The sequence below is a fragment of the Rappaport israeli genome, from assembly GCF_001888055.1.
In the GTDB taxonomy this organism is placed as follows: domain Bacteria; phylum Pseudomonadota; class Gammaproteobacteria; order Cardiobacteriales; family Cardiobacteriaceae; genus Rappaport; species Rappaport israeli.
Genome location: NZ_LXHZ01000014.1, coordinates 34,229 through 45,426, shown reverse-complemented (window position 1 = coordinate 45,426; position 11,198 = coordinate 34,229). Strand labels below are relative to the sequence as shown.

The following is an 11,198-nucleotide window of genomic DNA, read 5'->3' as shown; positions in this document are numbered from 1 at the left end:
GATTAGAGATTAGAGATTAGAGATTAGAGATTAGATTAAGTAATCCGACAAAATTAAATAATTAAATTATTAAACCGTTTTTTTGGAGCTTGGAGCTTGGAGCTTGGAGCTTGGAGCTGGTTCAATTATTACTTAGAGATAAGAGGTAAGGATACTGTGGTTTATGTAATTATTAGGTGTTTTTTGTAATTTATTCTGTGATTGTTTTTAATAAGGAGGAGAATATAAAAAAATCTAAGGTGCTACTATTATTTAGTTTTGTGATTTGTCTTACTGGAGTATTAACGGCTTGGTTTTTGGGGGTATTTGAACCAGAATGGAAGAAATATAGCTTGGAAAGTCCAATGGAAAAAATCTATAAGACGGATACAAAAAATGGAATTAAACATAAAGAAGTTTATAGGCTCAAGGAAGAATACGCTAAATTAGGATTGAAGGGGCTGGTTTATCATTATGAGATTAAAGAAAATCTATTTGAAGAAGGGCTTGAGCCTTCTAGAGAGCAACCTATTTTGTTGTGTAGTGTAGATGTCTATTCCTTATCTAAACCTAAAAAATTATCTGAGCTAAATCAATATGCTTTATCTGATGATATGGAAAACGCCATCAAGCAAAATCCGCAAATTGACTTTTATGTGAAAGAAAAAATCCTAAAAAATGATGATTTCTATAAAGAAACTGTTAAAGAAACGCACATTCATAGCAAATGGTTGCCTGCAAATCTCGTATTCGCTATCAATGCGGAGAATGTTTTTGCAAAAATAGATAGCGACGGCATTATTATTGACAGAACCACCGCTTCAGTGCCTAGACAATGGAAGCAGTTGGAGATATGCCTAAAGGATGTAGAAAGGAAAAATGGTAGAGAATTCGTTAATCCACCAGAATATTGGAATAGTATCAGTCCATCCCGACGCTATGCAGTTGTGGAACAATTTCACCCAAAAGATAACCAAGCTGAGTTTAAGGCTGGACTTATGAGAACTATTTTCTCTGATAAATCGTTTATTCGTATGGATGATAGTATAAATTGTAGTTTTCAATATGATCCACTGGGCTCTCTTGATAATCAATATAGTGATACATATTGGAAAGATAAACCTGATTTAGAAACTGACTTAAAAGCAAGCAATCATGCTAGATATATAAACTACAAACAGTATGGAAAAGTTTTCACCACTTGGCAAAAAACTTTCATTGATATTTATAATATTGATGAAAATATGTATGTAAGAGTGTTTTCTGAGTATAGCAATGGATTGCCTTACATACAAAGGTACTGTGAAGAATAATTTTCTTCATATTTGTTTAACTTTTTTATGGAGTTATTTTTATGAGTTACTATGAATCAATTACAGCTACACAAATGTGGTCTTTGTATTTGTTCAATAAAGACACGCAGTGCCAGTGGGGGTGAAGGATACTTCGCGGATAACGGCGTTTTCAAAGTGTTTGACAGGCGCGCCCTCTAGTGTGCGTCCATTAATCACCGTGCCTTGTTGTTGCTCGGTAACGCTACCACTTTCTATGTAGACGCTGAGTTGCCATTCCAGCCCGTCATCCGACACTTGAATGATGTCTTGGGTGGGTGGTCTAGCATGTCGCTGTGGACGATGAGTTTGTTGTCTTCTAGGCTTAACCAGCCAAACCCTACATGGCGGTCGCGGTTATGCAGATGGGGTACTTGCTTTTCTTGTAGGCTTAGGGTGGATAGGTCAATAGCGATGCGTTCGCCGTAATAGCTCAATACGCTACCGCTATAAGCCACTCAACCAAACAGATAAGTTTTATGTAAGGACATAAGGAAAAGTAAGGAAAAACGGATTCAGATGATAAAAAAGCACCTTAATGGTGCTTGAAAGATGGTATTTATATGCTGGATAAATAGATTAAGTGTTGGTGTAATATTTCTAGTTGTTGCTGTGTATTATCAAGCGATTGACCGTTATCGATAATATAATTTGCGAGTATTAAACGTTTTTCGCGTGTTATCTGCTTTTTAATAATCTGTGAAATTGCTGATTTATTTTGCCCATCTCGGCGAGCGCCACGCTCTAATTGCTGTTCTACTGGTAAATCAACCACTACTACTGCATCACAAAACTTTTGTAAGTTATTTTCAAATAATAATGGTGCGCTTAATAAGGCGTAAGGCGTTTGCTGTATTTCATGCAATCGAGCAATAAGATTTTTGCGAATTAAAGGGTGTGTGATTTCATTTAAACGTCTGCGCGCAGATTCTTGTGCAAAGATTTTCTCACGTAAGACGGCACGATTGAGTGTGCCATCTTCTTGTAAGACTTCATAACCAAAATTCTTGACTACTTGTGCCAAAGCTTTTGAATTTGGCGCTAAAATTGCTTTTGCTTCAACATCTGCATCCGCAATTTTGATGCCTTTTGTCTGCAAAAAATCACTGCAAGTTGTTTTCCCGCTGGCAATTCCACCTGTTAGACCAATAATCATGGTACTACATTAAAAAGCCAGACAAGTGCTCGCCGTACATGAAGGTTATCCAACCGGCAATAGCTAAAAAAGGACCAAAAAGCTATAGGAATGCCTTGCCTTAATCGACTTAATAAAGCAAATATCAATCCAAGTATTGCTGATAAAAATAAAATAATTGGCAACATCATGGCACCTTGCCATGCGCAAAGTGCGGCTAATAATTTAAAATCACCATAGCCCATGCCTTCACGACCTGTTAAAAGCTTAAATATCCAGTAAACAATCCAAAGGGATAAATAACCAATCATTGCGCCAATAACGGCTGTCTGTAAATCAACAATATAGCCAAATACCGCGGCTAAGAGTGCCAGCCATAATAAAGGGAGTGTTATTACATCAGGCAAAATTTGATGTTCAGCATCAATAAAAGCTAATGCAATTAGGCTCCAAGTGAATAAAAGTGCAAATCCTAGCGTTATTAACTCAGGATATTTTAGTGCTACCAAAATGCTTAAAACCGCGGTTAGAAGTTCTACCAGTAGATAACGAATAGAAATTGGTGCACGACAATTAGCACATTTCCCTCTTTGTAATAAATAACTCAGTATAGGAATATTTTGCCAAAATCGAATGGCATGCTTGCATTTTGGACAAGCAGAAGGTGGGTACAATAAATTAAACTTTTGCACCTGCGCTTCTTCTTCGCCAGACTCTCCTTCTATTACCATTTTGGCGTAACGCCTTTCGGCGTTATCCATCATAATAGGCAGGCGATAGATGACCACATTTAGAAAGCTACCTACCACCAAACCCAGCAAACCGACAAGGAACAAACCAAGTGGTAGAGAAAATATTTCGCCTAGCATTAGAACATACTACCCATACTAAATATTGGCATGTACATTGCAATCAATAAGCCACCAACCACAACGGCCAAGAAAGCCATAATTAAAGCTCAATCATCGCTGTCAAGCCATCAATACGCCAATCTAACTCTTCTTCATAGAATGAAGCAACCCGACCTAGCATTTCACCTAAATTACCTGATTCCTCACCAATTGCGGTCATTTGTACTGCAATTGTTGGAAATAAATTGGTATTTTTCATAGCAAAACTCATTTGCTGACCATTTTGTACATCTCTTTGTACATCTTGTATTGCCTCTTCAAAGACCACGCTGCCTGTTGCAGGCGCTGTTGCGCCTAAAGCTTTCATTAAAGGCACACCAGCGTTAAAGAGTGTTGACATGGTTCGAGCAAAACGCGCATTAGCGCCAGTTCTTAAAATACCGCCAATTAACGGAATTTTAAAAGCAAAGCGATTGACCTGTGCTCTGAATTTCGCATTGCGTTTTTTAAAATACAGAAATGCCATCACGAAAAGAATTACTGCTCCTAGGATGAATATACCTTTGTTAATAAAGAAATTAGAGATTGCGACAACCATTTTTGTAGCGCCAGGCAATTCTGCGCCTGCATCTTCAAAAAATCCAGCAAAGACAGGCACAACTTTAATCATCAAAATAGCGGTTACTGCAATAGCAAAAACCATAACAATTGCGGGGTAGGTGAGCGCTTTTTTAACTTTTTTCTTAGTAGCTGCTCCTTTTTCCATATTCAGCGCGATATTATCCATAGTTGATTCAAGCATCCCCGCTTCCTCACCAGCGCTCACCAAACTAGTATATAAATCATCAAAATACAGTGGATGTGCTTTTAACGCTTCGGCAAAACTTGCACCTCTTTCGATACTATCATGCAACTCAAATACTAGCTCACTCATGCGTTTTGGTTTTTCAATACTTTGCCCTACTAAATCTAAGGCGCGCAATACAGGCATCCCTGCTCTTAACATGGTTGCCATTTGACGTGTAAAAAACAAAATATCAGCTTGTTTAATTTTACCTTTGGATTCACCAAAAAGCGGTTTTGGCTTTTCTTTAATAACGATACCTGTTAGCCCTTGTTTGGCTAAAAATGCGCGCAATATTGCATCGTTAGGCATATTTTCTTCACCACTTAACTCGCGCCCTTCTTTATTTTTACCTTTCCAAATATAGGCTTTTAATTCTTTTTTCTGTGCCATTACACTCTCCTTAAATAAAAATACGCATCAATCTAGTCTGTTGTTACGCGCAATACTTCTTCAATACTAGTCAAACCTAAGCGGACTTTATGCAAAGCCGACTGTCTTAAATCCCAATAGCCTTCTTTCTGACATTGTTGTTCAATTTCTGCAGCAGAAGCATTTTGTAAAATTAACTCAGAAATTGCCTCAGAAATAGGCACAACTTGATACACGCCCGCACGTCCGCGGTATCCTTGGTAACTACAACGCTCACAGCCTTTAGGCATATAAATGCGTAAATCATCCACTTCGTCCTCGGCAAAACCCAAAGCCACCAATTCTTCATGACGATGTTTGCGGTCTCGCGTTTTGCAATTAGGGCACAATCTACGGACTAGGCGCTGCGCCATAATTAAATTCACACTTGCGGCAATATTATATGGCTCAATCCCAATGTTGACCAAACGCGCGATAGTTTGTGGCACATCATTAGTATGTAACGTAGAAAGAACCAAGTGACCCGTTTGTGCAGCTTTTACCGCAATCTCACCTGTCGTGATATCCCGAATCTCCCCCACCATAATAATATCAGGATCTTGACGTAAGAAAGCTTTCAAAGCGGCAGCGAAGTCCATGCCTGATTTAGGGTTAACATTCACCTGATTAATCCCAGGAAGGTTGATTTCCACAGGGTCTTCTGCTGTTGAAATATTAACTGTTGGCTTATTTAATAAATTTAGCCTGTATACAAAGAAACCGTTTTACCAGAACCTGTAGGACCAGTTACTAACACCAATCCTTGCGGTTTGCTTAAAGCTTCCAAATAATTTTTCTTTTGCTCAGGTTCAAAACCTAATACTTCGATATTTAATTTTGCCGCTGAGCTATCTAAAATCCGCAATACCAATTTTTCGCCAAATAACGTCGGCATTGAGCTTACCCGAAAATCTATAGCCTTGTTTTCAGAAACTTTTAACTTAATACGCCCATCTTGTGGTACACGTTTCTCCGCAATATCCATATCAGCCATAACTTTCAGACGTGCAGTAATGCGATTAGCAATTGTAGGCGGTGGTGCGGCAACTTCTTGTAGCACCCCATCTCGACGAAAACGCACGCGGTAAGTATTCTCATAAGGCTCAAAATGCAAATCCGAAGCACCAGTACGAATAGCGTCTAACAACATGCCCTGCACAAAACGCACTACTGGAGCCTCTTCCTCTCCCTCCACGCGAAAACTACTTAATGCATCACTAATAGCCTCTAACGAAGATTCCCCTCATCTTCAAACAAAGACTCCATACCCCCATACCCGCATAGTGGTCTTCAATAAGCGCCTCAATAACATCCTGATTAGCAACAATAGGCTCTACAGAGGTAAATTTACCTTGATATTTAAACTCTTCCAGCATCATCCGATTGCCGGGGTCGTATGTTGCAACATATAAACGCCCGCCATTAGTATAAACTGGCAACGCATTATGCTTGCGCACCACCGATTCTTTAAATTGCGCAGTCAGCTCCCTTCTAATATCCATCTCACGCAAAGAAACAAGCGGCAAGTTATATACAACCCGATTAATGCGCGATAATTTTGCTGGGTCAACCAGTCCATCTGTTAGTAATTGTTGAATAAAGCTCCCTCTTTTTTTCTGCGCACTTGTCTGAACTTCACGAATTTGCTCTGAAGTTGCTATTTTTTGCTGAACCAAATAAGCAATTAATTCATCGTACCCACTCATAGGTCAATCATCTCACTCTTAAACTGCATGTAACACCCTAAAATATACGTTTATAATATCAAAGCAAATAAAATAAAGCGCCAATTATACGTACACTCTCTCTATTGCCTGCATTAAATTATTATACGCACTAAAAAATTTGTAAAAATATCTAGTAAAAACTTGTCATAGCTTATAAAAATACCCAATTTAATTCATTATGATTCGATATACTCAAGAACCCGCTTACGTTCTTAAACGTACTGCTTATCGTGAACAACAATATCTACTCGACCTATTAACCCAAAATCACGGCATAGTTCGGGCAGTCTCTAGAATACCCAATCAGAAAACACACCGTCAGACCAGCTTGCACGTCCCTTTTCAAAAATTTCTTCTCACTGGGCAACGTCGTCATGAGCTGATTACCGTAACACATACAGATCTTGCACACAGCTTTCATATTGAAAATAAAAATCTTCTCCTAGCCTATTATCTTAATGAAACAATTTTAGGGCTGCTTCCTCCTGATTACTCTGAACCTGAGCTCTTTAAGCTTTACGAATGCACCCTAAACAATCTGAATGCTAAAAGCCTACGCTACTTTGAATATCAAATTTTGCATCAACTAGGATTATGGCCTGAAATTCCCCTGCAGGCACCCATTACCAACTCAGCCAATTACATAACCCCGCTATTTTCATTGCTAGTCCCAGTGGTTATGACGCCCAACTTGTAGAAGCTCTAACCAACCACCAATGGATTAGCGAACATCCACAACTCAAAACACTATTACAAGCCATTATCGCACCACACCTAAGCAAAACACAGCACAGCAAGAAAACCGCCCTTGCCCTAAAAAGACTACTCAATCATTAAATAATTCAATTATCCTATCACGCCGAAAAAGAAGAACCGCATCCACAAGTAGACTGAGCATTGGGATTGCGAATCACAAACTGCGCGCCATGTAAATCTTCCTTATAATCAATTTCAGCGCCCTGCAAATAAGAATAGCTAATAGAATCAATCAATAACGTCACCCCATCTTTTTCTGCTAGAGAATCTCCCTCTTGAATCTCCTCTTCAAAAGTAAATCCATACTGAAAACCAGAACACCCACCACCTGTTACAAATACTCGCAACATAAGCGCATCATTGTCCTCCTCAGCCATCAACTGCGCCACCTTACCTGCTGCAGCCTGCGTAAACTCAACCTCAGCCACAAAAGTTTCTAATTCAGACATAAATCCTCCAAAAAGCCATAATAAAGATGTCATTGTAAATCCCTGATAGGGACTAATATACAAACTTCACCAGTTTAAGATAAAACAATAAATTAATTCATCAAATATCCAATAAATTACACGGACACTTTAACATTAAAATGATGTTTTTACTTGCTATAAACAAAAAACTTCGGTATCATCCGCGCCTTTCTTTAACTTTCGTGTTCGGAGAGACTATAAACATGTCTAAAACATTTACCGCCACACCATCTACAATACAACGTGATTGGTATTTAGTGAACGCCGAAGGCAAAACCCTCGGACGTTTAGCTTCAGAAATTGCCCACCGTCTACGTGGCAAACACAAACCTGAATTTACTCCTAACATCGACACTGGCGACTACATTATCGTCATAAATGCTGAAAAAGTCGCTGTTACTGGCAAAAAAAGACAAGATAAAATGTATTACCATCACACTGGCTATATTGGTAATTTAAAATCAGCAAATTTTGAGCAATTACAAGCTAAAAAACCAGAAAAAATCATTGAGCTTGCTGTAAAAGGCATGCTTCCTCGTGGTCCTTTAGGACGTGCTCAATTGAAAAAATTAAAAATCTATGCTGGTGAACAGCATGAACATAGCGCACAACAGCCTATCGCATTAGAGATTTAAGGAAATTATTATTATGACAGAACAATACTACGCTACAGGTCGCCGTAAATCTTCTTCAGCACGCGTATTTTTACGTCGTGGCAACGGTAATATCATTGTTAACCAAAAACCATTGGACGAATATTTTGGTCGTGAGACTGCAAGAATGATTGTTCGTCAGCCATTAGATGTTGTGGATATGAAGGAAAATTTTGATTTCTATATCACCGTAAGCGGTGGTGGCTCTAGTGGTCAAGCTGGTGCTATTCGTCATGGCATCTCGCGTGCTTTACAATCTTACAATCAAGATCTTCGTGAGCCATTGCGTAAAGCAGGATTCCTAACTCGTGATTCTCGTGAAGTTGAGCGTAAGAAAGTTGGATTGCACAAAGCACGCCGAGCAACTCAGTTCTCAAAACGTTAAGTCAAATTTTCTTCGAACACAAAAACTGACTCCCAAAGAGTCGGTTTTTTAAATTAAATGCTTGAAACAATATAATTTAAGCAATTATTTTGATCTTTTTGTTGCAAAAAATTGCATACAAAGTTTTTACAAAAACTAGACAATCCAACTTTATCTAGCTATAATATCCCCTTGCCGCGGAGGATGGCAGAGCGGTTGAATGCACCGGTCTTGAAAACCGGCAAGGGTTAACGCCCTTCCAGGGTTCGAATCCCTGTCCCTCCGCCACCTCAAGCAAAAAGCGACTTTTACAAGTCGCTTTTTTTATTGCCTTTTTCTTTTTTTGGCGGTTTAAAAATCAGCTAATTCAAAGTATTAGATAAATTTAATCCTGTCCGTTTATGTCTTATCATGTCCGTATATTTCGCTTTTTGGGGTGGTTTTTTTTGGACTATTCCTAAATGGGTTTCTTGCTGCTAGTCTAAAGATAAGCAATTATTTTTCTAGCATCATGAAATTAACTGACAAAATCATTCAATCTGCAGAAATTCCTAGCAAGGGTTATTTACGCTTAACTGATGGAGATGGATTAACTCTAAAAATCACCAACAGCGGGTCTTACTTTTGGAATTTTCGCTATCAATTTAATCAGCGTGAACGCAATATGTCTTTGGGGCGCTATCCTGCCATGAGTATTAGAGGCGCACGAGATGAAGCGCTAGAGTTACGTTATCATTTACGTAAAGGCATAGACCCTTTAGCAGAATGTAAAAACAGACAAGCGCCCAATATCAACTGTTCCCTCTCATAAGTGTGGTACTTGGACTTTTACTTCCTGTCCATGACTTAAAAAGTTAGATTGAGCATAATGCACAAAAGAATCAAGCAAAAGCTAGGCAAATTAACCATAATATGGATTGGCTTATTTCACCTAGTGGTCTAAATATGATGCAACTATTGTTTGGTTTGACTAGTTTTGCTGTTATTGTCTTTTGTTTTTATTTTTGGAGTTACTTTAACTAAGAAAAGGCGCTTTAACTCTAAAAATTTCTATCAAAAACAAACTGAGCGCGTGCAACTGGGGGGATATAAAAAACAGGCTTTGCTCAATAAAACAGAGCAAATTGCTTATCAAGCCATTCTTGCTGCCAGGGGTAGACTTGCATTGCAGATTTTTGCACAAGTCTCTCTTGGAGAGATTCTCGTGCACAGTCACAAAAAACACTATCGCGATATTATGTCTAAGCGTGTTGATTTTCTTGTTACTGATGCTAATTTTATCCCTATATTAGCGATAGAAATTCATGGTTCAGGGCATTATGCACAACATGCTCAAGTACGTGATAATATTAAAAAACTTGCGTTAACAAACGCTGGTATTGATTATCTTGCTATTATAACGAGTGGTAAATCTATTTATAAAGATGTTGAAAAAGCATGTGGCAATTACTTTTATAAACTTTCGAATCAATTTGGCGTTTAAGACCCTTAGAAGCTTCCCAAACCATAAGCTTATCCTTCTACTACTTTTCCTATAGTGTGCTAGTATTGAGGGATTGTAATTATTAAATAAGTCGTCATGAGAAAAAACAACCGCCTCATTGAGCCTATAGAGCTTAAAACCATTCTCCACTCCAAGCGTGCCAATTTGTATTATTTAGAGCATTGCCGTGTGATGCAAAAAGACGGGCGGATTTTGTATTTAACCGAAAGCGACAAAGAAAATCTGTATTACAACATTCCCATTGCCAACACCACCTGTCTTTTGCTTGGGACGGGTACGTCCATTACCCAAGCAGCAATGCGAATGCTGGCAGCGGCCGGGGTGTTGGTTGGATTTTGTGGCGGTGGTGGCACGCCTTTATTTATGGGCACAGAACAGGCGTCAGAAGTGGCGTGGTTTACGCCACAAAGTGAATACCGTCCCACCGAATATGTGCAAGGCTGGCTGTCGTGGTGGTGGGATGATACCAAACGCTTGGCAATGGCAAAACGGCTACAAAATGCACGTTTGCAGTTTTTGGCTCAAGTTTGGGGGCGAGACAATGCCTTAAAAAGTTATGGTTTTGACAGTCAAAATCCACAAATCGCAAGCTTGTTAAATCACTATCAACAACAAATTATATGCCAAAATAATGTCAATGAACTGCTCACCCTTGAGGGGCGAATGACCAAAGAATTATACCGCTTTGCTGCTCTGTGTACTGCCAATGCAGGCTTTGGTCGCAATCATAACGGCACGGACAAAGCCAATAATTTTTTGAATCACGGCAATTATTTGGCGTATGGACTTGGGGCAACCACTTGGGTGCTTGGCATTCCCCACAGTTTTGCGGTGATGCACGGCAAGACACGACGAGGGGCGTTGGTGTTTGATGTTGCCGATATTATCAAAGATGCCATTGTGTTGCCATTGGCATTTATTGGGGCTATGGACAATTTAAGTGAGCAAGAATTTCGCCAAGATTGTTTGAATTATTTTACCACGTATAAGGTATTGGATTATTTGTTTGAAACGGTGAAAACCTTGGCATTAAATCGTGATTGGTGATTGGTGCAATAATTTTTTTAACGCTTTAAACTAAAATCATTAAAAACCATTTTTAGCTGTTTTAACTGAGCGTATTTAGCTTTTTCACGGTTATTTAGTAAGCCAATTAAACCGCCATTAACACTA

The 11,198-nt window shown here is 38.9% G+C and carries 12 protein-coding genes, 1 tRNA gene and 2 pseudogenes; 8 read left to right on the top strand and 7 right to left on the bottom strand.

Going from position 1 to position 11,198, the window contains the following annotated elements:
- Positions 1-176 precede the first annotated feature (176 nt).
- A complete protein-coding gene (locus A5N84_RS03345) occupies positions 177-1,292 on the top strand; it encodes a hypothetical protein (RefSeq protein ID WP_072281264.1) in 1,116 nt (371 codons plus the stop codon).
- 93 nt (positions 1,293-1,385) lie between these two features.
- Here A5N84_RS03345 and A5N84_RS09840 read toward each other — a convergent pair whose 3' ends face one another.
- The 6 genes and pseudogenes from A5N84_RS09840 to pilB form a co-directional block, all read right to left on the bottom strand.
- Complete coding sequence (locus A5N84_RS09840; RefSeq protein WP_143324809.1) at positions 1,386-1,568, bottom strand: hypothetical protein; 183 nt, start codon at positions 1,566-1,568, stop codon at positions 1,386-1,388.
- Positions 1,526-1,747 carry a hypothetical protein gene (locus A5N84_RS09835; protein ID WP_158008634.1) on the bottom strand — a complete coding sequence of 74 codons (222 nt, stop codon included), beginning with the start codon at positions 1,745-1,747 and terminating at the stop codon, positions 1,526-1,528. Before A5N84_RS09835 ends, A5N84_RS09840 begins: the two co-directional genes overlap by 43 nt.
- A 122-nt stretch (positions 1,748-1,869) precedes the next feature.
- Complete coding sequence (gene coaE / locus A5N84_RS03340) at positions 1,870-2,466, bottom strand: dephospho-CoA kinase (protein WP_072281263.1); 597 nt, start codon at positions 2,464-2,466, stop codon at positions 1,870-1,872.
- A gap of 4 nt (positions 2,467-2,470) precedes the next feature.
- Positions 2,471-3,314, bottom strand: a pseudogene (locus A5N84_RS03335) (prepilin peptidase).
- Between the two features lie 82 nt (positions 3,315-3,396).
- Positions 3,397-4,533: a type II secretion system F family protein gene (locus A5N84_RS03330; RefSeq protein ID WP_233119897.1), complete on the bottom strand. Its 1,137-nt coding sequence runs from the start codon at positions 4,531-4,533 to the stop codon at positions 3,397-3,399.
- Positions 4,534-4,565: 32 nt separating this feature from the next.
- A pseudogene (gene pilB, locus A5N84_RS13310) lies at positions 4,566-6,257 on the bottom strand (type IV-A pilus assembly ATPase PilB).
- 199 nt (positions 6,258-6,456) lie between these two features.
- On the opposite strand from pilB, the gene recO reads away from it, so the two are divergent.
- Positions 6,457-6,975 (top strand): DNA repair protein RecO, encoded by a 519-nt coding sequence (gene recO, locus A5N84_RS03320; protein ID WP_072281262.1) that lies wholly within the window; start codon positions 6,457-6,459, stop codon positions 6,973-6,975.
- Between the two features lie 157 nt (positions 6,976-7,132).
- Here the strand turns inward: recO and erpA are convergent, their stop codons facing one another.
- Complete coding sequence (gene erpA / locus A5N84_RS03315; protein WP_072281261.1) at positions 7,133-7,483, bottom strand: iron-sulfur cluster insertion protein ErpA; 351 nt, start codon at positions 7,481-7,483, stop codon at positions 7,133-7,135.
- A gap of 224 nt (positions 7,484-7,707) precedes the next feature.
- Between erpA and rplM the strand changes: the two genes are divergently transcribed.
- From rplM to cas1f, 6 genes are all read left to right on the top strand, one after another.
- Positions 7,708-8,139: a 50S ribosomal protein L13 gene (gene rplM / locus A5N84_RS03310; RefSeq protein ID WP_072281260.1), complete on the top strand. Its 432-nt coding sequence runs from the start codon at positions 7,708-7,710 to the stop codon at positions 8,137-8,139.
- A 10-nt stretch (positions 8,140-8,149) separates the two neighbouring features.
- Positions 8,150-8,542, top strand: coding sequence for a 30S ribosomal protein S9 (gene rpsI, locus A5N84_RS03305; RefSeq protein ID WP_143324807.1), 393 nt, complete (start codon positions 8,150-8,152; stop codon positions 8,540-8,542).
- Positions 8,543-8,720: 178 nt separating this feature from the next.
- Positions 8,721-8,809: transfer RNA gene (locus A5N84_RS03300), tRNA-Ser, on the top strand.
- Between the two features lie 223 nt (positions 8,810-9,032).
- Entirely contained in the window at positions 9,033-9,332 is a 300-nt protein-coding gene (locus A5N84_RS03295; protein ID WP_078055543.1) for an Arm DNA-binding domain-containing protein, read from the top strand.
- Positions 9,333-9,497: 165 nt separating this feature from the next.
- A complete protein-coding gene (locus A5N84_RS03290) occupies positions 9,498-10,004 on the top strand; it encodes a DUF2726 domain-containing protein (RefSeq protein WP_078055542.1) in 507 nt (168 codons plus the stop codon).
- Positions 10,005-10,100: 96 nt separating this feature from the next.
- Positions 10,101-11,072 (top strand): type I-F CRISPR-associated endonuclease Cas1f, encoded by a 972-nt coding sequence (gene cas1f, locus A5N84_RS03285; RefSeq protein WP_072281257.1) that lies wholly within the window; start codon positions 10,101-10,103, stop codon positions 11,070-11,072.
- Positions 11,073-11,198 lie beyond the last annotated feature (126 nt).

Coding starts and splice junctions, on each gene's coding strand:
- coaE (WP_072281263.1), bottom strand. CDS start 2,466: ATGATTATTGGTCTAACAGGTGGAATTGCCAGCGGGAAAACAACTTGC.
- A5N84_RS03330 (WP_233119897.1), bottom strand. CDS start 4,533: ATGGCACAGAAAAAAGAATTAAAAGCCTATATTTGGAAAGGTAAAAAT.
- recO (WP_072281262.1), top strand. CDS start 6,457: ATGATTCGATATACTCAAGAACCCGCTTACGTTCTTAAACGTACTGCT.
- erpA (WP_072281261.1), bottom strand. CDS start 7,483: ATGTCTGAATTAGAAACTTTTGTGGCTGAGGTTGAGTTTACGCAGGCT.
- rplM (WP_072281260.1), top strand. CDS start 7,708: ATGTCTAAAACATTTACCGCCACACCATCTACAATACAACGTGATTGG.
- A5N84_RS03295 (WP_078055543.1), top strand. CDS start 9,033: ATGAAATTAACTGACAAAATCATTCAATCTGCAGAAATTCCTAGCAAG.
- cas1f (WP_072281257.1), top strand. CDS start 10,101: ATGAGAAAAAACAACCGCCTCATTGAGCCTATAGAGCTTAAAACCATT.